The organism is Roseiconus lacunae, assembly GCF_008312935.1.
GTDB lineage: Bacteria > Planctomycetota > Planctomycetia > Pirellulales > Pirellulaceae > Stieleria > Stieleria lacunae.
Genome location: NZ_VSZO01000053.1, coordinates 525,734 through 549,521, shown reverse-complemented (window position 1 = coordinate 549,521; position 23,788 = coordinate 525,734). Strand labels below are relative to the sequence as shown.

The 23,788-nt window shown below is 54.3% G+C and carries 19 protein-coding genes; 10 read left to right on the top strand and 9 right to left on the bottom strand.

The genetic code is table 11. From position 1 onward, the window contains the following. Positions 1–152: 152 nt before the first annotated feature. The 3 genes from FYC48_RS25005 to FYC48_RS24995 all read right to left on the bottom strand — a co-directional run bounded on the left by FYC48_RS25005 (position 153) and on the right by FYC48_RS24995 (position 4,905). A complete protein-coding gene (locus tag FYC48_RS25005) occupies positions 153–2,168 on the bottom strand; it encodes a cytochrome c3 family protein (RefSeq protein ID WP_149499510.1) in 2,016 nt (671 codons plus the stop codon). 83 nt (positions 2,169–2,251) lie between these two features. After that, complete coding sequence (locus tag FYC48_RS25000) at positions 2,252–3,106, bottom strand: hypothetical protein (RefSeq protein WP_149499509.1); 855 nt, start codon at positions 3,104–3,106, stop codon at positions 2,252–2,254. After that, positions 3,085–4,905 (bottom strand): 4Fe-4S dicluster domain-containing protein, encoded by a 1,821-nt coding sequence (locus FYC48_RS24995; protein WP_149499508.1) that lies wholly within the window; start codon positions 4,903–4,905, stop codon positions 3,085–3,087. Before FYC48_RS24995 ends, FYC48_RS25000 begins: the two co-directional genes overlap by 22 nt. Positions 4,906–5,065: 160 nt before the next feature. On the opposite strand from FYC48_RS24995, the gene FYC48_RS24990 reads away from it, so the two are divergent. Both FYC48_RS24990 and FYC48_RS28000 read left to right on the top strand, forming a co-directional pair. Then, entirely contained in the window at positions 5,066–6,745 is a 1,680-nt protein-coding gene (locus FYC48_RS24990; protein ID WP_149499507.1) for a TlpA family protein disulfide reductase, read from the top strand. Between the two features lie 319 nt (positions 6,746–7,064). Continuing rightward, positions 7,065–7,265 carry a hypothetical protein gene (locus tag FYC48_RS28000; protein WP_160149759.1) on the top strand — a complete coding sequence of 67 codons (201 nt, stop codon included), beginning with the start codon at positions 7,065–7,067 and terminating at the stop codon, positions 7,263–7,265. A gap of 124 nt (positions 7,266–7,389) precedes the next feature. Here FYC48_RS28000 and FYC48_RS24985 read toward each other — a convergent pair whose 3' ends face one another. The 5 genes from FYC48_RS24985 to FYC48_RS24965 form a co-directional block, all read right to left on the bottom strand. Next, complete coding sequence (locus FYC48_RS24985; RefSeq protein ID WP_149499506.1) at positions 7,390–8,655, bottom strand: DUF1559 domain-containing protein; 1,266 nt, start codon at positions 8,653–8,655, stop codon at positions 7,390–7,392. A gap of 623 nt (positions 8,656–9,278) precedes the next feature. Beyond that, positions 9,279–10,529: a cytochrome-c peroxidase gene (locus tag FYC48_RS24980; protein ID WP_390622165.1), complete on the bottom strand. Its 1,251-nt coding sequence runs from the start codon at positions 10,527–10,529 to the stop codon at positions 9,279–9,281. A gap of 222 nt (positions 10,530–10,751) precedes the next feature. Further along, the gene (mutY, locus tag FYC48_RS24975) at positions 10,752–11,969 is read right to left on the bottom strand and encodes an A/G-specific adenine glycosylase (protein ID WP_235034415.1); all 1,218 of its coding nucleotides are present in this window, start codon (positions 11,967–11,969) and stop codon (positions 10,752–10,754) included. Continuing rightward, positions 11,966–13,249 (bottom strand): PDZ domain-containing protein, encoded by a 1,284-nt coding sequence (locus tag FYC48_RS24970; protein ID WP_149499504.1) that lies wholly within the window; start codon positions 13,247–13,249, stop codon positions 11,966–11,968. Before FYC48_RS24970 ends, mutY begins: the two co-directional genes overlap by 4 nt. A 343-nt stretch (positions 13,250–13,592) precedes the next feature. Further along, on the bottom strand, positions 13,593–14,009 hold the full coding sequence (locus tag FYC48_RS24965) for a hypothetical protein (protein WP_149499503.1): 417 nt from the start codon (positions 14,007–14,009) through the stop codon (positions 13,593–13,595). A gap of 185 nt (positions 14,010–14,194) precedes the next feature. On the opposite strand from FYC48_RS24965, the gene FYC48_RS24960 reads away from it, so the two are divergent. Continuing rightward, positions 14,195–14,551 carry a hypothetical protein gene (locus tag FYC48_RS24960; protein WP_149499502.1) on the top strand — a complete coding sequence of 119 codons (357 nt, stop codon included), beginning with the start codon at positions 14,195–14,197 and terminating at the stop codon, positions 14,549–14,551. A 175-nt stretch (positions 14,552–14,726) separates the two neighbouring features. On the opposite strand, the gene FYC48_RS24955 is transcribed toward FYC48_RS24960, so the two are convergent. Continuing rightward, positions 14,727–15,017, bottom strand: a complete 291-nt coding sequence (locus FYC48_RS24955) for a lipopolysaccharide assembly protein LapA domain-containing protein (RefSeq protein ID WP_149499501.1) — start codon at positions 15,015–15,017, stop codon at positions 14,727–14,729. A gap of 184 nt (positions 15,018–15,201) precedes the next feature. On the opposite strand from FYC48_RS24955, the gene FYC48_RS24950 reads away from it, so the two are divergent. The 7 genes from FYC48_RS24950 (at position 15,202) to FYC48_RS24920 (ending at position 23,701) form a co-directional block, all read left to right on the top strand. Continuing rightward, a complete protein-coding gene (locus FYC48_RS24950) occupies positions 15,202–16,179 on the top strand; it encodes an ImuA family protein (RefSeq protein ID WP_149499500.1) in 978 nt (325 codons plus the stop codon). Between the two features lie 52 nt (positions 16,180–16,231). After that, a complete protein-coding gene (locus tag FYC48_RS24945; RefSeq protein ID WP_149499499.1) occupies positions 16,232–17,824 on the top strand; it encodes a Y-family DNA polymerase in 1,593 nt (530 codons plus the stop codon). 666 nt (positions 17,825–18,490) lie between these two features. Beyond that, positions 18,491–20,080: a methyl-accepting chemotaxis protein gene (locus FYC48_RS24940; RefSeq protein WP_149499498.1), complete on the top strand. Its 1,590-nt coding sequence runs from the start codon at positions 18,491–18,493 to the stop codon at positions 20,078–20,080. 270 nt (positions 20,081–20,350) lie between these two features. After that, entirely contained in the window at positions 20,351–20,875 is a 525-nt protein-coding gene (locus FYC48_RS24935) for a response regulator (RefSeq protein WP_149499497.1), read from the top strand. Next, positions 20,872–22,407: a hybrid sensor histidine kinase/response regulator gene (locus FYC48_RS24930; RefSeq protein ID WP_149499496.1), complete on the top strand. Its 1,536-nt coding sequence runs from the start codon at positions 20,872–20,874 to the stop codon at positions 22,405–22,407. The genes FYC48_RS24935 and FYC48_RS24930 overlap by 4 nt, the downstream gene beginning before the upstream one ends. After that, positions 22,400–22,759, top strand: coding sequence for a response regulator (locus tag FYC48_RS24925; protein WP_149499495.1), 360 nt, complete (start codon positions 22,400–22,402; stop codon positions 22,757–22,759). The genes FYC48_RS24930 and FYC48_RS24925 overlap by 8 nt, the downstream gene beginning before the upstream one ends. 48 nt (positions 22,760–22,807) lie before the next feature. Further along, positions 22,808–23,701, top strand: a complete 894-nt coding sequence (locus FYC48_RS24920; RefSeq protein WP_160149758.1) for a response regulator — start codon at positions 22,808–22,810, stop codon at positions 23,699–23,701. The last annotated feature ends 87 nt before the right edge of the window (positions 23,702–23,788 follow it).

The following is a 23,788-nucleotide window of genomic DNA, read 5'->3' as shown; positions in this document are numbered from 1 at the left end:
CTGCGTTGGTACGGTGTGCCGAGCGTTCAGCCGTGTTCGTTCAAACACTCGTGAATGCGCAATTGAATCGGCCAGGTCACTCGGGGGTTTTTGAGGACCGACCAAATGTGTCGACGAGTATCGTGACTGATAACGCAAACTCAGTATCTGCGTTAATGCTCGATGTGGTAATGATGACACGTCGTACAACGATCGCTTGCGGCATTCTTGCGATGACAGGCCGCACATGTTTGCTGCCCCAAGGGCGCGAAGTCTGGGAACGTTGCTAAACCACCGCCACTTGCCGTGACGCTTGGATCAGTCGGCAATGTCGCGACTTGGTGGCAGTGAGTGCACTGGCCAAGGGCGGAGACATTCAGATGCGGACGATGGGAAAATTTGGTGAAATCTCGTTTTCCACCAACCGTCGGAGTTGCCTCCCAGGAAGCAGGTAAATGTGTCGCTCCAGGGTGGCAGCGAACACAGGCTTCGACCGCAGGTAAAGACAACATACGAGTCTTGACTGGGTCGCTATCGCTCAATCCACTGAATAACTCGACCAGTTCCTTAAGTACCAAATCGGCATGCATTGTCGGTCGGTAACGGATCGACAACGTCAAATCATCACGATACCAGCCACCGTCAGCTGATAGATCATTCGAGTAATTCGATTCGTTCATGTCCGAAATCGACGCTCGATCAAATGCTGAAGCTCCCAGGGGATCGTCGTCGCTCCCCGAAAGAGAGTGATCGAGCAGGGAATCACCGAGCAATGAATCATCGCTCAAAGGGTCGCCGATGATCGGCGAAGTCCCCAAGAGATCATCGCCGTCGGCAGCAACCAAACGGATGCGTTTGCGTCTAAAAACGCTGCTGGCTTGGGGAGACTCAATGGCTTGGACACCGAGTTCCTGCTTTGTATCGAACCATCGCTCCTGTGCCGCTTGCACGAACTGCGCCGGTAATGTCCGTAGGAGGGCATCCATGGGCGCCGAGGTCGTTATCCCGGAGACTGACAAGCGTTTTCGCAATGTACGATGTCCTAGCTTGCTAATGTCGTTGATCAGTCGAGCGGTTGCCTCGGCAATGATCCGTGACAACGATTCTGATTGAAGGGACATCGGATCCAATCTCGCCAAATCACCACCGGGGATTTGGCGAAGCGCATCGGCGACTTTAGGATCACCACGAAGCAACAACTCCATCATGGGTGATATTCGGCCGTCGATAAAACCAGTTGCAGACTGCGGCCAATCACCAATCGCGATGGCGGTTTCCTTTGAAACGGAAGGTACTGCTAGTAATTCAATTCCATCGGCTGACGCGACCTTCATCGATTGCTCATGACAGGTTGCACATCCGGACTCGAAGGAGACCGTCCTGAGCAATTCTCCATGACGATTGGCTCGAAGCCCCGCAACGGCCTCTTGGTCGGGATGGCATCGGTTGCAATCGAACGCCACCGCGCCGCTTTGCCATCCGGGAAAATGCTTGCCTTGATGCGTCGCGTGGTTGAAGGAAATCGAACCGCCTCGACCGTAAGGCCATTGACTCCAGTCGGGATGTGAATCCGCGAACTGACCAAATTGAATCGTATGACAAGCTTGGCACTGCTGGTCCGATACGGCGAGCAAGTCACCTTCGAGTCCATGGTGCTCCTGATGGCAAACACTACACTCCAGATCTTCTTGATCAATTTGTGTTCTCGGCGTGGTGCCCGAGTGATCTCCCATTGCAGTTCGTACGATTTCGCTCAGCTCCGTTCGAACCGAACGAGGCAGGTTATGTGCCGAACGAGCAAGGTTCGCGTCGATCGTGCGGTGGTGACAGGTTAGGCAACGATCGGATTGCTGCACTCCCTGATGTCCCGGAACATCGCGACCAAACCAAGAAGAAAAATCTAGTGACGCTCGGTCATGACATGCCGCACACCGTTCATTACCGACCGAACCTGAGAGTATTTGTGCGTGAGGTCCGGACAACTTTCCAGGTTTGATCAGTGTCGCCGGTGGCACGAAGAAAAACGCGGACAGGCACAACGCGATCGACCCAATACTGCCCCCCCAATACCAACGTCTTCGCTGACCAAACCAAGTCAATGATTGGCTCCCCCCGTCATCGACCAACCATCGATCATTGGGACGATCGTCTGTTGGAGGCGGGGTGACTGGGAGTTCGTTTTCACGCATGAAATTAGAACACTCGGAGCGGTAGACACAAATTCTGCTGCTTCGTCAAACTCAAGCCTTGACGACGCATCATTCGGTTGGAGTTACCAGGCAAAGTGAATCACGATGAACAAATGAATGAATGAGCACAACAACAATAGGAACGATAGAATCGCATGAAAGACAATCCAGACTCGCAATCGAAGCTGTAGTGCGAATTGGTAGTCCAAATCATCGCGCTGCCGAACGAGCGCAGCGAACTTGCCGGCGACGCTTCGTCCTTCCTGTTCTAGGTAGCGATGTAGATTGCCAAGATCGCCAATTAGCTGACGTCGTCGATTTCCCGTCGGCACCAGAACATACGCCAGTGACGGTTTGCCACCGAAAAAGGGAACTAGCGTCGTTCGATAAAACGACTCGATCACCTCTTTCGCCGTCGGTTCCTTGATCTGTTGAAAGGTTTGTTCGGCGATCTTGGCGAGTTCATTTCGAGTCCAAGGCATACGGTCAAAGCGGTGTTCTTTCCCGACATTGGTCAAACGCTTTGGCAGCGTTCGACTGATGTAAAGCCCATAAAATCCACTCGCCGACACCATGCAAAAGATCACCGACAGGAAAGCTTCGAACATTCCCCCGCCAATGAGAGCGGGGACATGCATCAGGTACACGATCGTTGTGAACACTCCGGTGTAGATATGAATCTGGGTCCACATGCTGACACTTCCCAACGGTAAAAACGTCAGCCGTCTTCTGACTCCCAATGACATCAGCGCGGCGATGCCACCGAAAACGGTGAAGCCGGTCACGAAATCGGGTTCACCCAATCGATTTCGCTCATAGTCCGCCGCGAAGTAAACAACCGCGACGGCGGCGATCGTCACCGCGAATGCGATGCTCCGTCGACGACGAAACGAAATCGGTTGAACCGGTGTTTTGATCAACTCCGTTTCTCCAACCATTCGGTAAGTGGGGCAGACTCGCTAAGATCGATCCGTGCAATTGCGTCATGGGCACAGGCCGCAACGCAAGCCGGCCCGGTGGGCAATCCGCTGCACTGATCGCACTTGGTCGCCTTCTTGATCGGGCGGCCCGTTTTCTGATCAACATAGGCTCGCCCTTTCTTATCGTTAACTTCGACCATGGCGATGTTTTCATACGGGCAGGCTGCCGAGCAAACACCGCAACCAACACAAATCGAATCATGAATCGAAACGACACCAGTGTTCATGTCTCTCGCAATTGCGCCGGTCGGGCAACCGATCATGCAAACCGGATCTGTACAGTGCATACAGGCTTGAACGATTTGCAATCGGTCGTGGACAGCACCTTGGCGGACAAATCGCGGATTATTGTCGTGCACGTCAGCACACGCCCGAACACAGTCGTCGCACCGAGTGCAACGGTGTAAGTCGATGACCATCGCGTCACGACCGTTGTTGAATCGATTTTGGACCACAAACTCTAGCAAGCTCGTTGAATCAAACGAAGCGCCGGCGGCGTGTGAGACATCCTGGTGGTTGGTCGCAACTTCGGATTCCGACTGTGTCTCGCGGCGACCACTTCGCCTGCGTTCTTTTGGCGAAGCCGACGAGCTACCGATTAAATGGCGGGCGACTTCGGGAAGCTCGCTCTTACGGACGTGTGGTAAAATCTCGGTCGCAAAGGTTTCGACCGGGATTGCCAACGCATCCAAAAAACCAACCGCATGAAGCGAGTGCTGGTATGGAATCGGCGGCATTGATTCGGGGCGAAAGGCGTTGTAAGTCATTTCTTCGAGCCCGAAAAAATGACCTTTCCCCAGGTAGGCTGTCGTCTGGTGGCCGGCCCCGTGTCGAATGCACATTCGGCCGAAACCGCTTCGTACCACGATTAGCTCAGTCGGGAATTGACCTTGATCGAGAACCAAAGGCTCTTTCGCGATTTGCTCGTTTGCTGGCAGCTTGCGAGTTTTTTTGTAGTCGGCATTCCATTCCAGTCTGCCGTACGAGCGGAGTTGTGTCGCCTCGATTACTTTCGCTAAGTTCTCATCGGGCAGAAAACGCAGCAACGGTATCTCACGTAAGTGCAGTGGCAACCAGTGCTTTCGGTAGTGCGTTTCCAAGGTATCGGCGAATTGTCGATCTCGCCGAAGCACACGTAGGCCTTGCCACCGTATCTCCAAAAGGGCAGCTTCGGTTTCCGCAATCACACTCGCCGAACGTGGAGAGCGGTACATAGCCGCCACTTCGCCAAACAACTCGCCCGCACCGAGAGCCACGTTGTCGTAGCGATCAAAGATTGCATCAGTGTCCTGCAGAAACACCGCCTGTCGATCGTCAATATCGCGAATCAACCTGGACCGATCATCGTTCGCGTTCAAGCTGACTTGCTCTGCCGTGCGACTCTCTCGAAACGGCGAACGCCCCAGATAACGTTTCAGAGCTTCGACCCAGTCGATCATCCGTGTCGCCTCGCGTCCCAATTGTTTCTCGGGCAACGAGTCGATCATCGCACGGACGGTTCCGGTGATCACCAAAAACGCGCTATTTCCATAGTCCCCCTCGCGGACAATGATCTCGCCGGGCTCAACGCGATGGAGACGACAGTCGTACCGGAGGATCCCATCCAGGGGGGTCGCCTTAGGAAACGCCGCACGATCCATTTTGCTAAATGGCGACCGAGTGCGCAGCCATGCCACGTCCGCATCGGACATTGCGGAATCGAGAGGTTCGTCCCAGCGATTGGGGCGTTGCACGGCAATGGTTTGGCTCTGGTCCATCGATCGTTCGATAGCGAGTTTGCTGGCGCGGCGTCAAGACGGACCGCCAACGGCTCGTTTTTGCGTTGAAGCTGGCGCAGTCTCCCGCCAATCGTTCGGATATAGTCATGCAGAGTTTCCGTCCCGTCGTCCCCACACCTTTCGATCGAGTGGTATTGGCATGTCTGGCCATTTCCAACCCGCAGGTTTTTCAGCGATCTTCTTTGTCACCATGCTCTGCTTGGGGTGCTCACAGCCCAACGAAGAGTCAATTTCGGAACCTGAAACCAATACCGGTGATGTAGGTGGCGTCACGAACGCACAAGACCTTGCGACAAAGCCCAGCTTGCTCGATGCCGTCGCCAATAAGCGTCCTTCCGCACCGTCCGACCCCGGCGCCGAAGAATTGCCGCCGGCGCCAGGTGAAGCGGAAGAAATGACTAGCCAAAAACCTGCACCGGGATTGAACTTCCATCTTGCCGACGATGTTCCCAATGCCCCTACCGATGACCAGAACGACGATTTGGCGGGAGACCTGAATCGCCGTCAATTGCGTCAAGACTTTACGCCCCAAGAGTTGATTGATTGGCTGCAGTACTGCGATTTGGATATGGAAGCTGTCGGTCGGGGCAAAACGCAACTGAAAGATCCTGTTGAAATCAGTCGCATGCTTGAAGCGATTGCACGAAAAAAACTGGAAGGGTCTCTACAACTGAAGAACCATGCAGATGCGACGGAGACGCAAAAGATCGCCGGATTGCGCGGGCAATTGCAATCGTTGTCACATCTTGCGTCGATGGGTGACTTACCGAGTGCCAAGGCCTTGAAGACACTCGCCGAATCCAATCTCGATTCGGAGATCCCGTCTGTCGCTGGTGATTCGCGGATCATCTTGATCGGTTTCGCACTCGACGAACTAGCAGGCGGACGCGACGAAGCTGCCGATGAATTGGTTGAACTGGTCAACTCAATGCAACCGAAATCTCAAGCGGATATTCCCGCAGTTTTGATGCTGGCCGAAGCGCGGCGGACATTGGCTGATTATGGAATGATTGATCAAGCCGCAAAAGTCCGAGAACGGATCTTGACCCTGTACGGCGAATCGACCGACCCGACAATTTCCCAGATTGCCGCCGACGCGGCAGGCACCGCAAAATTCGACCGCGCACGCCGTTTGCTCGACGCCATCTTAGACAACGACGAAGTCGCGATTGAACGATGGACGGATGCCGTCAACGAATTACTAAACGACTCGCCAGATATCTTTGCAGTCCAGTTCCTTTTGGAAGCGACGCTCCACTTGGAAGTTTTTGGCCGTGACAACTTCGTGAAAGAAACGTTTCGTTTACTCTCGGAAAACATTACCGACGAAGACTCAACGATCGCGAAAGAAGTCGCGACCGCAAAAGAAGCGATGCAGGCACGACGCGATGTGATCGGCACAACGTTCGACTTTGAAAACTATCCCGTCGTGGTCGACCAAACACTCACGCCGGTGGACTACGAAGACAAGATTGTCTTGATGCCGTTCTGGGTCATGCAGTTCCCCGGTTCACTACAGATATTGCCGCTACTACAAAAAGTCCAGTCTTCAGCCCCCGATCGAATTTCAATTGTGGGCATGAATCTTGACCCGGCCGAAGCACCGGTTCGTGAGTTCATTGCATCCAATCAAATCACGTTTCCAAATTTCCGAAGTGTCTCGTCGGGAAATGGAGAAGTAGCCAACCCGATCGCAGCCGAATTCGGCCTGGTATCGATGCCATTCGTCGCAGTGATCGATCGGGGAGGCAAAGTAGCTGCGATCGATTTTTCTGGAATGCGACTCGAATCGATCGTGAAGGAGCTTCTCGCCAAGTGATCGAGCGAGGTTTAGAACGTTCTCCGCTTCCGCCGTATGGCATTAGCCACGGTTCCGTCAAACAAACACCGCGAATGACCGTCGGCGATGAGCGAGATTGAAATTTGTTAGAGGGTTTGGGCCGCGTTGATTGCGGACGGAGCCTTGATGAATTAGCACGTTGCGAGACCTGACGGTTCATCCGCAATGGGCTATAATCCGTCGTGTTTGATCAAACGTGTCGTCGCGTCATGTCTGTAGCGACAAGCACATGGTTTGCCTCACTCCACTAAACCGCGTGAGCAGCCTCCGTTGCCCGTTTGATTCCGTATGTCTCCCAATGACTATCAAATTGGACGCTGAAATGAAGAATCTTTTGATGACGGTCTGCCTGGCATTGTTCGCGGTTGTGTTGACCGGTTGCTCGTCCGCACCATCGAATTCAGTTGAAGACGCCGAGCAATCGGCGATCGAGCAATACCAAGCCGAAGAAGCTGCAGAGCAAGCGGCAGCATCGGGCGAAATGAGCGACAATCTGTAAGTCATCAAACTTTGCTTGGGCAGAGTGACTGAACCAACAACAGCGCTCCCTCAAGAGGAAAAAAAAATCTCGACTTCGAAACCGAAGTCGAGATTCTAGATTTGATTTAGCGATGTGTTACGGCTTACTGATTGAGCTGTTCTTCGATCACTTCGCGGCTGGCCTTCGTTCCCAAGGCTCCCCACAAACCGTATGGACTAGGGCTACCTGGCGCGGCGTTGCCGGTTCCTTCACGATAGACCATCGTGGCCCGCGGATCGCCGGCTTCGATCGAATCGGTCAAGAAGACAACCGCACCGTCACCCATCAGCACGTGGCAACCGCCTTGGTGACGGCTTGATGGTGGGAACATTCCAGTCTGGCCGGTATTGTTACCGCCACAAATAGGTGCGTTCGGTCCATGGATCGTATGCACCCCGCAGAAGTTGGGCCGGAAGTCAGCCCACTTGTAACCACGGCCATTGTTGTTGCCGCCCAACGCGTGTCCGGCTTGCCAGAACCCTGGACGTTCCGGATCGATCTGATCGGGTTGCTCCTGGCACCAGTTCGGGTTGTCACGAACGTCATCGGGAGGGTTGCCTTCCGGGTTGTTCGTCTGGGTTCCACGGACGTCTCGGTCACCCAAGTCGGTGACGATCTCACCCATCATGATCGTGTTTGATAGGCCGTCGAGAATGTCGCGGAACTTGGCAGATTGGTGCGGTACAAAAACGCCACGGTCGGCGGCGTTGGAGTTGATCGCCCAACCAGCATCGTCACCGACTTTTTCACCGCCTTTGTTCTCGCGGTGAATCTTAGGTCCACGTACCGACCACCACATCGAGTCACCCATGCAAGCGGCATAGTTTGTTCGACCTTGGGCGGGCAGACCGACACCGGGATCACTTGGGCATCGCAACATAGGAAGTTCGGTAACCCAGGGGCGATACTGGAGGAACTGCATCGTCGGCCCCATCGCCGGCCACGGTGTGCCGAGCAAATTGTCTGGATCGAGGGCGTTGATCAAGCTTGGATTGCTGATCTCGTCCCACAAACCTTGCTGCTCCATGAACGGCGTCAGGCCAACGAGCGCGCTCAAACGCCAAGCGTTCGAGTCACCGTAGTTGGTCCACCAATTCGTCGTGGCATCAGTGCTGCCGAATGGAGCGGCACCGCCACCTGGACTGCCGGTACCGGCACCATGAATCGGAAGTTGCTTGTAAGCACTGTGATAATTGTGAACTGCCAGTCCAAGCTGCTTGAAGTTATTACTGCAGCTCATGCGTCGGGCAGCTTCACGAGCTGCTTGAACTGCGGGCAGCAGCAGTCCGACAAGGATACCGATAATTGCGATTACGACTAATAGTTCCACGAGCGTGAAACCTAGCCGGCGCGATTGACGTCGCTCCATAACAAATGTTCTCCGAGAATTCAGAAACAAGAAAATGCGCACGAGGCATAGAATGAAAGTGTACTCGAAAGTGTATAGACTTTGCCAAGCGATCGCCTAAAAAAGGGGGGCGAGATGGCAATCGATTAGGTGGCGTGACTGGTTTTGATGAGTGATGCGCCTAACGCTGGACAATCGAAAAAGACTTGATTGCCTGAAGCCCCTCTTCTGGTTAAGCAACATTGGCATCTATCTTCACGGGGCTGTTCGATAGGTCAATTGTAATCAGCACGCTCCGAATCCAATCAACAGCCCGTCCGCGTCGGAAAGTTCTGAATCAAGCAAGCTATTGTTTGCGAGAGATCACTTCACACATGCGAATATTGATTCGCCTTAACGCATCATGATCCAGGGTCGCTATGGTTTATCGGGTCCTCGTAGGCTGCATGCGTTCCGCACTTGCTTCTAAGTTTGCCCCGGATTCCCAATTCTGGAGTGACTGAGCCGCGTTCGCCCACAAGAGTCCGTAAAAAAAACACGGCCTCCGTTCGGAAACCGTGCTCAGGAACACTTGCGGAATTAAAACGGCGTCAAAAGTAAATGCGTCAAGCCTTCACGAAAGCCGCCAAAGTCAGGCGACTTTATTACAAAGGAAGACGTCCGGTCTGAATCTTTGGAAAAGCGCCGGTCAGCCCTTCCTTCATAAACGCGACGACATCCGCTTCTTCTTGCTTGGTCAAATTTAGCGGCTTCATCTTGTCACTTAACCATTTGTTGGGGTGGCCACCTTTGTTGTACCACGCGACGACTTCTTCAAGCGTTTCTTGACTTCCGTCGTGCATGTACGGAGGAGAGAGCGCGATGTTACGAAGAGTCGGAGTTTTGAAGGCGCCCTTATCTTTTTCGTCTTTGGTGATTTCGTAGCGTCCCAAATCCGGTTGATCGACTTCCATCCCGACGCCCAAGTTGTGGTACTGTTCGTCGGTGAAATTGGCTCCGGCGTGACATGCCGTGCAGTTCGCTTTGCCAAAGAACAACTTCATCCCGCGCTTGGCAGACTCGCTCATCGGATGCTTTTCGATGGCGGCTTTGATCGCATCGTATTGCTCTTTGAGTTCAGGCTCTTCGTCCAAGTACTCAAGGTCATCAGCGAAGACGGTTTCGAAGGTGTCCAGATCCTTTTGAAAGTCATACGGTGTGGGGCCAGTCACGATGGCTCGTTCAAACGCTGCTAGCGCCCGGCCAACGTTTTCGATGCTGATCCCGTCCTCGAAGACTTTATTAAATTGCAACTTGTAAACTGGGTTTGCGGCAAGGTCAGCGATACAAGCATCGTGAGTATTCCCCATCTCGATCGGGTTGGCGATCGGCCCGATGGCTTGGTCTTCGAGCGTCGCCGCGCGACCATCCCAAAACTGAGCTTGACTGACGATCCGATTGTAAGAGACCGGTGAATTGCGTCCGCCCTCTTGCCCATCAACGCCAACACCAAAGCGAGTTTGAGCGCCGTAGCCTTCGGCGGGATTATGGCAAGACGCACAAGAGATCGTGTTGTCCGATGAAAGCCGAGGATCGAAATACAACTGGCGTCCGAGCTCGATCTTTGCCCGCGTCATCGGGTTGTCAGCCGGAATAAAGACATTGCCAAGCGCCGCCTTGATTCCCTTTGGCAGATCAATTTGAAGCTCCTGGTGAACTTCGGGTTTGGACATCCATTCGGTCGCCTGTTCAACCGACAAGAGTCCTTGGCCGGGAATTCCCGATAACAGTGATTCGTCTTCGCCCAGCACGACAGCGGACTTCGTGTTCGCCGATTCATTTTCTGCGGCAAACACTGCGGCGGGCCCGATCGTTGACGCAGTCAGTGCTGCGACGGTTCCGAAAGCAGCGGACAAAACAGTTTTGTGAAAAGCGGATCGACAACGCGTCAATCGATCTGCTTCCGCGAAGCACAATGGCCTATCAAGGCCAGATGGTTCTCTGTGAGACATCGCAAATTCATCGTGAAGTTGGGGACGTGGTGGGAATGTCGATGGCGGGGCGACGTGGTTAAGAAACCCTTCGCATTCGACATGTCTATTCTAAACCCAAATTCGTTCACGCGGTGCCAAGACGAATTATTCCAACGGCAAAAACGACTGCTCTGATTGTGCGAGTAAGTGGACGATTTTCCGACCGGTAACGCTCATCGGAAGATTCGCCAAGTCATCTTGTCGCACCCACCTCCAGAGCGGATCACGAAGTTTGCTTCGCGTCTGTTTTGAGTTCACCGAGGCGGAGTGAACATGCAATTGAATCCGGAACTTTGTCACCGCATGCCGAATCGTCTTCAGACGAGCGCCCACCCGCACAGGCGTGCCGAGTTCGCCCTCTAGCCACCGTGCGGCAGCGTCCACAGTTTTTGTTTCAACCTCTGTCGGACGAGGAAAATCCCAAAGTCCGGCCCATCTGGCGTCGTCAGGCAACTGTCGCACCAAGTACTCTTGGCCCTCTTGGCCGCGTGCCTTTCGTGACAAGACCAACGCAAACTCCATCCGATCCTCGTACTTGACTCGCGTGATCTTTCCGGGAATCGATTCTTGCAACCCAGCCGCGGCGGTGCAGCACAACTGTCGGATCGGACACTCATCGCACTTTGGTTTTTTGGGAGTGCAGACGAGTGCCCCGATTTCCATCGCCGCTTGATTGAACGTCCCACACTCATGTTGCGGAAGTAGCTTTTCCGAAAACTGCCACAGCCATTTGTTCGCCTTTGTTTCGGTCGGCGTCAGACTCATCGCGGCCCAACGACTGAACACTCGCTGGGTGTTGCCCTCTAGTATTGGCAGTCGTTGATCACAAGCGATCGAAAGAATCGCCCCGGCGGTGTAACGGCCGATGCCAGGAAGTGCTAGGACGGCATCGAAGTCCGTCGGGAACTTTCCTTCATGCTCTTGGACGACCCGTTTCGCCGCCGCGTGCATCGAACGAACACGACGGTAGTACCCCAAGCCCTCCCAGATCCGCATCAGGTCCGCTTCGTCGGCGTTGGCTAGATCAACGACCGTTGGATATTGTCGCATCCAACGTTCGTAGTACGGCAGCACCGTCGCAACTTGTGTTTGCTGCAGCATGATCTCACTGACCCAAACACGGTACGGCGTCGGCTCACTGCGCCAAGGCAACACACGGGCATGATCTTCGAACCATGCGAATAAACGCCGCCGCACATCGCGACGCCAACTGCTCGCCTGACAACGCAAGTCATGCGGAACGTCTTGGCTTTCCGCCTGAGCCTTTTGGACCGTTGTCTGTTGTGGTTTCCGTTTTTGATTTCGGCGGACAGCATCCGTCATTGACTTTCGAGCTTTTTCAAGACTGCCGTGGTGGTGATCAGTTCGCGGTGGCGACGGATTTGAATTTTGATCTTGTCCCCAGGGACATGCGTGTTGATCTGTCGCTGAAGATCATCAAAACGCGTGATTTTGGTGTCATCGATTTGGGTGACGATGTCGCCAGCCAAGATCCCTGCTTGGTCCGCCCCACTGCCACGAATCACCTCGTTAACTTCGCAAAAGTCTTCTTCAAGGCTACGACAAATCACTCCCAAGAATCCACCACTACGAGCGGTCACAGCGACTCCAGGTAACTCACTGCGTAGCTTCTCAACCTGTGCGGTTTTTGCGCCGGTCCCCATCAGGTGAAGTGCTTGCCGAATTTGCAACTCTCCGAACTGATAGAGTTGCGTTTCGTTCAATCGCACATAGCGGACCTCAATCGCTTCGATCCGATCGCGTTTGGCGAGTACGGCTAGCGATTCGTCGCTCAACGTTCCTTCGACCAGGATCAACGTGATGTCTTCGGGAATTCGGATGACTTCTTCGAGCACCTCAGGTTTGATCGCTTTGCCTTTGATGATCACGAATGGAGTTTCCTGCAACCAGCGGATCCAGGCCAATTGTTGAACCGTCCCGTTCCAAGACTCATCGATTCGAACCACATTTTGCGGACGGCTACGCGATCCCAATGCGACCGTCTCTGAACCGACAAAGACACCCGCGTGGGCAAGCGCCTCGCGGGCTTGACGGTCGCGGCTTTCTGTAAATGATCGCAGAACACTTTTAGCGATGGTCGTCTTGGTGCCGAATCCGGCGTCTGCGATGGACTCCAACGTTGCGATCGCGCCTTGATTTTGCCAAGGCGGCTCATCTTCGGCGATGAGAGCCAAAATGGCGATCACCGCTTCGGTCGACTCCAGGTCGCCTTCGGCAAGAACTTTCTTCAACGCAGCGACGGATTCAGGGCCGCCCTGGATCAAATGCTCCTTCGCGACTTGACGGGTCCTGAAACGGTCGCTGTTGAGCTGTCGAGCCCAATCGTCGAGCGAACGCTGACGAGGTTTGGGAAGTAGGTCCGAATAATCGTTTTGCCCGGAAGAGACGTCCTTGGAAGTGGCCTTGGAATCCGAGCCCTGGCCAGATGCGTTCAACGGAGTCGCCGTCTGTGGGACAGATTTGTCCTGTGCGGCCAACGGGTGAACGCCAATGGTCGAGATGGCAGAGAACACGCCGAGCCATAACAGCCGGGAACTGGCGATGGAGGCGAACCTTGGTGACTTGAGTAGAGGTCGAATCATCCGCAAAGCTCGTGAGCGTTCTTTGGTCCAATGGCTTCGTCCAGACAAAATGTTCGAGTCCGACTCGTCAGCCGATGGGCGTTAGCCCCGGTTGTTCACAGAAACCGTAGCTAACACCACTCGGATAATCTCAAAATCGGACTGAACTGAGCACAATGCTTCGTCTAGCCAAAATGTTCGAGTTCGACTTATCAGCCGCCGGGCGTTAGCCCCGGTTGTTGCAACGAAACGGCGTCGAATGCCATTCGGCTAATTCTGAAACTCAAGCCGGAATGAATTGCCAAGACCGCAGGCAACACCTGTCCTTGGGGCAGCAATTCGGTTTCGGTGTCAAACTGCTGACTTAACCGATGCACCAACGATCGTTAAACCAAGTGACTCGGTCGGCTCGACGCGGGTTGTACTTGGTCGACGGGTTGAACTTGTGCGTCTTCAAGAACGACATGAATGCCTTGCCCGGCACTTCGGCGTGTTGGGACACCAAGTCCACGTACTCGCTTTCCGGTTTCCAGTCGTACAGCACTTTATTGTCCGATTCGAACTTTTCATCGAGGTATTCGATGTTTGCTGAACTGCACACGACGAAGTCGCAATCGCGTTTGCAGAGGAAATTCAGCAGCTTGGAAGCCAGGGCACGGGTCTGTTCGAGATTTCCGTCACAAGTCGCCGAGGCAATGTTCCAAATGGTGACAAAGCTGTGCTCATCCTGGTCTTCTGGCGAGATTTTGAAATCGATTTCTTCTTCTTCGGCGGTCGCCATTGGCAGTGGTTCCTTTCAAGGGAGTGTTTCAACAGATGGATTCTAGCCGATTCTGTTTTTTTCTAACAGTGTCTGCTGGCCCGTGACCGCACGTGTCATTCGGCTCTCGATGATTCAGTCAAACAAATCAGCCACTTCGGCTGACACACAAATTTTTGCTGAGTTTTCTCGCCGGGAGCCCTGTCATGACGCAATTGATGCTTTTCGATACCGATTCGTTGACCACCGCCGGTGCACCTGTCTCGCCAGCCGTTTTGCCGCCAAAAAAATCGCAAGTGGCAAGATCGAACGCTCAGCGAGGAAATTCCCAAGTCGCCGCGTCCTCACAGCCGATCTCGTCAACGGAATCACGAACCGCCACTGGTGACTTCGCCCAATCTGGCGACGACAACCTTCACCGCATGGGGGATCTCGCCCGGCTCGTTTTACTTCGATACCAGCTTGTCGCCAAACGCCGAGAAGAAATGGCCGCCCGCCGAGTGCATCGCCGCAGCGAGCCCCAACGCCGCAGTCAAATCCAGCCCTTCGCACAAGGATCCTGAATCAAGCGGCCGAAATTACTGATGACAAAAGAACGGCCTGAGACGCGTTACTAGCAAGGTCCGTGTCGCATGCAGCAGTGTTTGTCGTGGCTTTGTTTGCCGTGATTTTCCGATCGCCGCGATTTGCCTGTTTCAACCACGATCGGAAACAAAATAGTGCCTAAGCTTGAAAGCATCACCCCACCACTGGAGGGTCGCTTGGAGTTTTCGCCCCCGGACTTTTGCCATTCGACCTGGAGGTCTGCCTCGAAGATTGCGCCGAACGCCGTCGCAGCATCCAAGCCGTCCACAACGCCCCCACCATAAATCCGATAAGCGCCGACAACGCCAGCACCATCGCTAATGGAACCTGGACGTCAAACAACAACGGCATCCGCACCTCCACCGGAGCGGTATTGGCCAGCGAGAAAATCACCAACACAAGGATGCCCGAGATGATCAGTCCCCATCGAATTCGTGCCCACATCCAATCGACCCACTAGAGATTCCTGGAAAACCAAACCCGCAATGCTAGCATCGGATATGCTTGCAATGGGTGCGTTCTTCTTTCTTTTTCAGAACCATTCGCTTCCGGATGAACCGCAATGGCCATTGAGCAGCAATTATTCTCATTCATGGAGGCTCGGTCAGGGGGGGCCAAAACTGACCTGATGGCGCCTGCGACGGCCCGTAGCTCAAAGGCCACCACTGAGCCGGCGGCGCTAGCCGTGGGCGACGAGTCGACGATTCAGCAAGACGCGATCGAAGAGGATCCCCCCCGCGAAACACGCCCCGCGTCTCGACAAGAAGTCCTGCAAGCCCTGCGGAGTAAAGTCGGCTGCGTTAATACTGCTCGTGAGAGCACTTTGACCTCGTTTTCTACCGGCTGCGACGCCATCGATGCTTGGTTGCCTGGCAACGGCCTGCACCCCGCCTCATTGACCGAATGGATTGCCGCCCACGACAGTGCCGCAGCCGAATCGATGGCGCTGGTTGCCGCCGCGCATCGCATCACGATGGTTCCAACACGACCACTGGTGATCGTTGACTGCGAAGGCAGTTTTTATCCGCCAGCGGCAGTCGCCCTGGGCATTCCGGCCGAACGGATGATCTTGCTGCGTCCGCGTAATTCCGGCGACGCGATCTGGTCGATCGATCAATCCCTTCGCTCCGGGGCCGTCGCGGCCGTGGTCGCCCGTCTGCCAATGCGTCTGGACGATCGCGACGGGCGACGTTTGCAACTGGCCTCCGAATCCGGAACGACTCCGGGATTATTGGTGCGAAACTTTCAAGCTCGCCAATTGCCTAGCTTTGCCGAGACCCAGTTTTACGTTGCCGAAAAAAGACGCCCAGTTTTTTGCGCCGGCGTTGGCAGTAGCAAGACAGCACCGCATAACCGCCCTCGAATGGGGCGTGTATCAGGCAGCCAGCCCTCGGAAATCCTTTCGATCACCCTCGACCGCGTTCGTGGCGGTGTAACGGGCAAACACCTCCACATCCGCTTCGACGATCACGCCAACCTTCATTCCGTCCCGATCAGCAATCCTCAACGCCATGAAACGGCTGCTAAGCGTCTGGCTTCGCAATTGGCCCATCCAACGACTGCGAAGCGAGTGGCAACGGCAAGTCCCAAACGGGCCGTGTCCTGACGCATCGTCGCGGTCGCCAAACGAACGGGCGGCGACGGCGTTGCGAAACCCTGTGATCCTTTGGAAAAACGATCCACGGCGAGGGCGCGTGGTCGTCGGCTGTTGCGATGACGCGGCACGACTGGGGGTTCGTCTCGGGATCGCTATCGCCCAAGCCACCGAATTAGTCCATCAAGCTCTTTCTCGCCCCAACAAAGAACGTTCGACACCCCTTCCGACCGACCGTTCTCCGATTGCGATTGAGCACGATCCGATCGCCGATCGTGTCGCACTTGAAAAGATTGCCGATCAGCTTCAAGTGACGGTGTCCCCCATGGTCGCGATCGAAACCATCGAGAAACGTCCTTGGGCGGGACGCCTGTTGTCAGAACCCGACACGTTGCTGTGTGACTTGTCCGGTGTGACACACTTGTTTGACGACGAACCGGGTGTCTTGCGATCGGTACATCAAATGTTGTCGACGTTCGGCGTCGTCGGCAAGTTAGCGATCGCCGACAACCTTGCCGCAGCTTGGGCCCATGCCCATCACAATCCCGAGCCCGACTTTGTTTCTTCGCACGGAGTCAACGATCTGCGTTCACTCTCGATCGATGGACTGCGGATCGAAACTGAAACGCAATACACGCTGCACCGTCTGGGGATCCAAACGATCGGCTCCGTATTGAATCTTCCGCGTCCAGGCCTCGCGCGTCGACTTGGTAAAACGCTTGTCGACCGAATCGCGGAAATCACCGGCGAGATCGACGTCCCACTTCAAGTTCACCATGCCGAACAACAGATCGCGGCCACACATGAACTTGAGTACCCGACCGATGACTTAGAGATCATCGAGGATCGCGTAACGCGATTGGTCGAGCAAATCGTCGCGAGGTTGGCGACAAACCAACGTGGGGCACTACGATTGGTTTGTCGCCTTGACCTAATCGGTCGCTCGCAACTAACGACAACTATCGGTCTGTTTTCCCCCACGCTTGAAAAAAATCATTTAGCTCGCTTGGTTTACTCCAGCATCGAAGCATCTCGCCCCAAGTCTTCCGTCACAAAGCTGACATTGATGGTGCTACAAAGCGATCGCCTGCGAAGTCGCCAGAACTCACTGTTCGCTCAAACGGATCCTTCCCTCGCCGAAAGTGGCCACTCCGACCGAAACCTCGCGCAGCTTGTCGATTCGTTGACCGGTCGTCTGGGGCGTGATGCGGTCCTTGGTGTTCGACTCGGAAACAACCCGCTACCTGAAAAAGCATATCGAATCTATGCGTTAACCGATCATCGGACTCGCAAGGCGTTGTCACGGCTACCAACCACGCAACGGCCCCAACGCCAGGGACGGTCGTTTAAGCTGCCCAGCGCGATGGATAGCCGACGACGCCCTGTTCGGTTATTGCGGCAACCGATGCCGCTGGGAACGCCGACGCGTTCTTCTGCCGACCGAGCCGGTAGAAGTCCTTTCCCCGTCTTTCGGTTCGACGGCGATCTTCATCGTGTGAGTCACTGGTGGGGCCCCGAGAGAATCGAATCGGGATGGTGGGAAGGGCCCACGATACGGCGAGACTACTATCGAATCGAAACAGACACCGGCCATCTTTGGTGGGTCTTTCGAGAGATCACGTCGGGCCAATGGTTCTTGCACGGCCGATTCAGCTAAACGCCGTTTGAACGGCATCTAAGCAGGTAAAGCAAGTGTCTTTGGGTTTAAGTATCTGGAAGACACGCTCCCGCTTGCGGAAGGGTCGGACGCGCAAACGGCTGGGCAAACGGCCGGAGAGGGTGCCCGCTCCGGACGGCAGAGCCCGACGCTCCCAGTGGGAGGGTGAAATGACTTAAGCCGATTCATTCGTGTTCAACTGCTTAAGACAACGCTTGATCTACCGCAACACTCGGTTGATCGCGTTCATCGTCCTCAGTGATCGACCAAATTCGATGAGATTAGCATCACATTCAGTCGTAACGATCGTGAGGCTTAGAAGGAACGCTCGTTTCGTCTCGCATGCCGCTTTGAACATCGTCTTGGCGGTTTTCAGCCCCACCGCATGACGGTTAGGGATAATCGCCGTATGGATCTCTGTCCATTACGATTTCAACTCGCAGCGGCAGGATGATTTCGATCTAGAGTCGAGCGGTACCTTCATTGCCTACAACCTGGACCCACATTTGGGCGATGCCTGCAAGCTCGATATCGGTCAGCGAATTAGTCGATTTGACTTTGGCGGGTGTCGGACGCACGCGAGCGTTCCGGGTTGCGATTGCGTGATGAAACGAACCCTATGACATCACAAACCCTGACGATCTATCGAAACAGCTGAGGCCAGGAGTGCGCATCTACACGGATCTGCCGCTACAGTACCGCGTCATCACGATCTGCATTGCCGGCCCGTTTCTGATGGTCGCGGCGATATTCTGGGTCTTTCAAAAGAATTGCCACCAGCGCGCACTGGAGACAACGATCGAGAAAGCTCGAGCGATCTGCTTGGAAACCGAAGCCGCAGAGGAACAACGAAAGAAGGACTGGGAAAACGGAATCATTTCCCATGATGAATTCATCGCCCTGATCAAATCCGGGAGACGCAAAGATGCGAACGCGTTGCTTCCGGTCGTCGCGGCCCAACACGCGGCGATGCACAAGTCAGAAGAGAGCGGGTATACCTTTCGCGTTCCGGCCGAAAACGCTCGTGACCCGGAATACAGTCCGACCCAGCTAGAGTCCGAAGCGTTAAAAACGATTCGAAGTCAAGGGCTCGATGAGTACACCTACGTCGACGATGCGAACAACAACGTTCATTACTTTCGACCGATCCGGGTATCCGATAGCTGTTTGCCCTGTCACGGTTCGTCCGAAGATTCACGACTCGCTTGGGGCACCGACAATGGAACCGATCCGACTGGTGTCGCGGTGGAAAACTGGAAGGCGGGCGATATCCCGGCGGCCTTTGAAATTATTCAGTCGCTTGATAACGCTGATGCGGCCGTGATGGAGCAGTTGCTCAATGTTGGGCTGGTCGCCTTTTTCGGGTTGACGTTGACGGCGGTCATTACTTGGGTCGTTCTCAAACGCACCGTTACTTCCCGTTTGTATCGGTCCGCTCATGCGATCGAGGATGCGACGCACGACTTACATGAGCTAAGCGACCGTTTGGAAGAGTCGGCAAAGTCGACTTCGTTTGATTCCGCTTCGATGTCAGCCTTGGTCGCCGATATCTCTTCGAGCGTGAGCGCCCTCGCGTCGGCGTCGAAAGAGATGACCATCAGCATCGCCGATATTTCGGAAAACATGAACCAAGCGTCCGTGGTCGCCGCCAATGCCGTTCAGGAATCACAAGAAACGACCTGCGCTATCGAACACCTACTTGAAAGCAATCGCAAGATTGAGAACGTGATTGGGATCATCAACGGGCTTGCAGAGCAGACGAACCTACTGGCCCTGAACGCAACGATCGAGGCGGCAAGGGCAGGCGAGGCAGGGAAAGGCTTTGCCGTTGTCGCTAACGAAGTCAAAGACCTAGCCAACGAAACGAGCAAAGCGACACAAAGCATTACCCAAGCGATTTCTGAAATCCAGTCCGACAGTAGTGTGGTAACAGATTCAGTCCGAAAGATCCAAGAAATCATCGGCCGCATGTCCGAGTCACAGCAATCGATCGCATCGGCGGTCGACGAACAAAGCGCGACGACGGCAGAGATTAGCCGTAGCATCAACGAGGTCGCGGCGGTCGGCGAAAACCTGGCATCCCAGGTCGACAATATTGCCGACCACGCCCAGGTAAACGCCTTGCAAATTAAAAGCAGCCGAGACTCGGTGGTCGGCATCGAAGAGATGATTCACGAGCTTCGCGACATCATCGATGGGGCCAACCAATCTCAGCAAACGATCAGCCAACGGCCGCAGAAGGCAAACCAATCGTAAATCGCATTTCGGGGGGAATGCGGATGATCTTAGACACAGATTGCTTGACATACTGTGGTTTGACCGTAGTGTAAATTGTGTAGCGATTACTTCCGCGTCACCAATCACGACGCATCATTCTCCCCGCAATGTGAGACTCTAGAGGCCATTATCCGCAAGCCGTACGGCTTCAATGATAACGACAAGAACTCTAGAGAGGCCATCGATTCAATGGCCTGAATTTGACTCACATCATCTTGAAACCCCCGCTGGGTTCTCCGGGAGAACAGCATGACTACTGCAACTGCGACGAAAGCGAAATCGACCTATCCATCGACCTCCAAATCCGTTCAGCCTTCGACGAAGGCGAGCGGTAATCAAGCTCCACGAATCCTTTGTATCGACGACGATCCCGACGTCTCGCGCTCGATTCAACTCAGGCTAGGCAGATACGGACTCGACGTAAACCCAGCATATTTTGGCACGCAAGGGTTCTGGGAAGCGACCACCAACCATCCCGATCTGATCATCATGGATTTGGCGATGCCCAACGGCAACGGTGAATTCGTGCTTTCATCGATTCGGGCGAACACATGTACCGAACAGATTCCCGTCATCGTTTTGACCGGGATGCGAGATCCGAAGCTACGGAAACAAATCCTTACCGCCGGGGCCGATGAATTCTTGACCAAGCCGGTCGAGTTTTGCGATTTGCTGGAAGTCATTTCGCGTTACATCCAAGTCCCGGAAATTCCACCAGACGAACGATCGACGTTTGAGAAACGACGTCGGCGGATGCGCAGGAGGGCACAATGAAAATACTGTTGATTGAAGACAATCCGGGTGACATAGAACTGATCGGTCGCGCACTTAAACAGTCGAGTTGCGTGTGTGATTTTCACACCGAAAATTGGCTCGGCGCCGCTCTCGATCGCCCTGACCTGGAATCGTTTGACATCATCTTGACGGACCTGACGCTGCCCGACGCGTGCGACCTCGCAAGCGTCGAGAAGCTGGTCGAGACACTACCGACAACACCGGTGGTCGTATTGACTTCCCTGACCGACGATGAATTGGCGGTCGAAGCGATTCGCCGCGGGGCGCAGGACTACATTGTCAAAGACCACGCCAACGAATACACACTCAACCGCAGTATTCGGCATTCGGTCGAACGACAGGCCATGTGGTCTGAGAACGAACGCTTGCTGGCGGACTTAGAAGAGAGCAAGGAGCTGCTGGAGAAGAAGAATGCCAAGCTGCAAGAACTCTGCGAGGCGGCACAGCAGTCGATCGACAATATCTCGCACGAATTCCGAACCCCGTTAACTGTCATCATCGAGTACGCTTCCATCATCGGTGAAGGAATCGTGGGGGACGTCAACGACGAACAACGGCGTTTCCTGGATGTCATCGCTGATCGTGGAAACGATTTGAACAACATGGTCAACGACATGTTGGACGTCAGTCGACTTGAGTCTGGTGTGATGGGGATTTCACGCGACGAGCACTCGGCGGAAGAAATCATCGATCATGTCGAGTCATCCTTGATGCGAAAAGCTCTGGTCCGTGGCGTTGAGTTATCGACGTCGATTCAACCTGATCTGCCAATGATCTATTGCGACGCCGAAAAAATCGGTCGCGTGATTATCAACCTCTCGATCAATGCCCTGAAATTCGCAAGCGAAAAAGGACACGTGTCGATCGATGTTCGGCAAACCAATGAATCCGAAGTTGAATTCGCAATCACAGATGACGGTCCCGGTATTCCGCCGGAGAAGTTAGAGGAGATCTTCGAGCGTTTCTCCCAACTTTGTAACACCCCCACCTACCACAGCACGAAAGGCTTCGGCCTGGGCCTGAACATTGCCCAGACACTGGTGAACCTAAACTTCGGCACCATGGCCGTGGACAGCGTGGTTAACGAAGGCAGCACGTTTCGCTTTACCGTCCCCATTTTCGATCCCGTTCGACTGGTTCGACGCTATTTGGAATGGTTAAAGGTTCAGCCTGACGGATGTGACACCGTTAACGAGATCGTCGTCACATGCGATTCCACCGACGAATCCGACGAAATCGATTCGTTCCTGAGGTATCTCGTCCGCCCGTTTGACTTTGTCTTTCGTGCCGAACGAAACCGATGGATGCTGCTGGTCAACACACCTCGCTTCGAGGTTGAGACCGTTAGAAAACGCATTTTAAACGAACACGAATTTCTAAGCCGGAATCGACCGCTGGGCCCACTCTCTGACGTTCAGATTACCGTCGGTCGCACATGGACGATTGGCGATGCGGTCCGCGATCTTGCCGAAACAGTGAACTGTCGAACGGAGGAAATCTGCTATGCCTGATCAATTGATCCTGATTGTAGATGACGAAGCGCAAATAACGAGCAGCGTGCAACTACGCCTGAAATCGAAAGGCTATGCGACCATGACTGCTGAAAATGGCGCCGAAGGGGTACGTATGGCGAAACAACATCATCCGAATGCCATTTTGATGGATGTCCGTATGCCTCAAATGGATGGCATGCAAGCACTACGTGTCCTGAAAGATGACGCCGAAACGGCAGATATCCCAGTCATCATGCTCTCCGCAAGCGTTGCCGACAAGCGAACAACGATCGATGCCGGAGCAAGGTTTTTTGTCCCCAAGCCGTTTCAGTTTTCACGACTGCATGACGCAGTCAAAGCGATCGTTTGATCCATGGATTCGATCGTCAATCAATCCTTTTACACGAGTTTGACAACGATGACTCCCAAGACAATCTTATTCGCCGACGATGATCCGGATCTTCTTCGAATCCTCGTCGCGAAGTGCAAGGCGATTAGCCCGAACATCGAGGTCGTTTACGCACGAAACGCGATGGCCGCACTCACCACGACCAATGTCCTACGACCAGACATGGTCTGCATGGATGTCAACATGCCGCGAGGTAACGGCATGGCTGTCTGCGAAATGATTGCGACACACGCGGACCTACAATCGATCCCCTTGATCGTCTTGACCGGCCAGCAAGACGAAGCGATCAAGGAACGTTGCCGAAAGATCTCCGCACACTACATTGCGAAGTCTGGATCGATATGGCCACAAATTGAATCGATCATTCGTGACAATCTCGATCTCACATCGGGCGAACCAGTTGCGGAATCTGAAGACGCGCCGATCGTCGAAGAGGAAGAATTTTCGGTGGAAGACTTTCTGGATGCTCTAGAGCTCAAAGCAGACGCCGACGCCGACTTTGGCGATCAGACACAGCCCACACTCGATCAGCAACCATCGGTGCTGATCATCGATGACGACCCGGCTTGGGGCGACGTGCTAAGACGGCGTCTCGAAGGAAAAGGCATACAGGTCCGACATGCCCTCGAAGGCCTTCAAGGTTTTCGCGAAGCCGTCCAATCCGACGTCCAGGCGATCATCCTGGATTACGAAATGCATGACGTGCATGGTGACTACGTTCTGGGACGTCTGAAAGACAATCCTTTGACCAAGGAAATTCCCGTGATTGTCGTCACGGGACACGTCAACAACGCACTCAAGCGAAAAGTGCTTAACATCGGTGCGGCCGGCTTTCTAAATAAGCCTTGTACTTGGGATCAACTTTGGGGTGAATTGCAGCGCCGCACGTTGGTCTGTGCCTAGCAGATCACGCGATGACCCGCCTCGCACGGGGAGCGAGGGCGGCGACCGTCAACTGTCAAACATTCATTTGAATAGGGGCAGATGGGT

Excerpts from the sequence above, each read along its gene's own strand:
- FYC48_RS25005 (WP_149499510.1), bottom strand. The coding sequence starts at position 2,168 with ATGCGTGAAAACGAACTCCCAGTCACCCCGCCTCCAACAGACGATCGT.
- FYC48_RS25000 (WP_149499509.1), bottom strand. The coding sequence starts at position 3,106 with ATGGTTGGAGAAACGGAGTTGATCAAAACACCGGTTCAACCGATTTCG.
- FYC48_RS24995 (WP_149499508.1), bottom strand. The coding sequence starts at position 4,905 with ATGGACCAGAGCCAAACCATTGCCGTGCAACGCCCCAATCGCTGGGAC.
- FYC48_RS24990 (WP_149499507.1), top strand. The coding sequence starts at position 5,066 with ATGTCTGGCCATTTCCAACCCGCAGGTTTTTCAGCGATCTTCTTTGTC.
- FYC48_RS28000 (WP_160149759.1), top strand. The coding sequence starts at position 7,065 with ATGACTATCAAATTGGACGCTGAAATGAAGAATCTTTTGATGACGGTC.
- FYC48_RS24985 (WP_149499506.1), bottom strand. The coding sequence starts at position 8,655 with ATGGAGCGACGTCAATCGCGCCGGCTAGGTTTCACGCTCGTGGAACTA.
- mutY (WP_235034415.1), bottom strand. The coding sequence starts at position 11,969 with ATGACGGATGCTGTCCGCCGAAATCAAAAACGGAAACCACAACAGACA.
- FYC48_RS24970 (WP_149499504.1), bottom strand. The coding sequence starts at position 13,249 with ATGATTCGACCTCTACTCAAGTCACCAAGGTTCGCCTCCATCGCCAGT.
- FYC48_RS24965 (WP_149499503.1), bottom strand. The coding sequence starts at position 14,009 with ATGGCGACCGCCGAAGAAGAAGAAATCGATTTCAAAATCTCGCCAGAA.
- FYC48_RS24960 (WP_149499502.1), top strand. The coding sequence starts at position 14,195 with ATGACGCAATTGATGCTTTTCGATACCGATTCGTTGACCACCGCCGGT.
- FYC48_RS24955 (WP_149499501.1), bottom strand. The coding sequence starts at position 15,017 with ATGTGGGCACGAATTCGATGGGGACTGATCATCTCGGGCATCCTTGTG.
- FYC48_RS24950 (WP_149499500.1), top strand. The coding sequence starts at position 15,202 with ATGGCGCCTGCGACGGCCCGTAGCTCAAAGGCCACCACTGAGCCGGCG.
- FYC48_RS24935 (WP_149499497.1), top strand. The coding sequence starts at position 20,351 with ATGACTACTGCAACTGCGACGAAAGCGAAATCGACCTATCCATCGACC.
- FYC48_RS24930 (WP_149499496.1), top strand. The coding sequence starts at position 20,872 with ATGAAAATACTGTTGATTGAAGACAATCCGGGTGACATAGAACTGATC.
- FYC48_RS24925 (WP_149499495.1), top strand. The coding sequence starts at position 22,400 with ATGCCTGATCAATTGATCCTGATTGTAGATGACGAAGCGCAAATAACG.
- FYC48_RS24920 (WP_160149758.1), top strand. The coding sequence starts at position 22,808 with ATGACTCCCAAGACAATCTTATTCGCCGACGATGATCCGGATCTTCTT.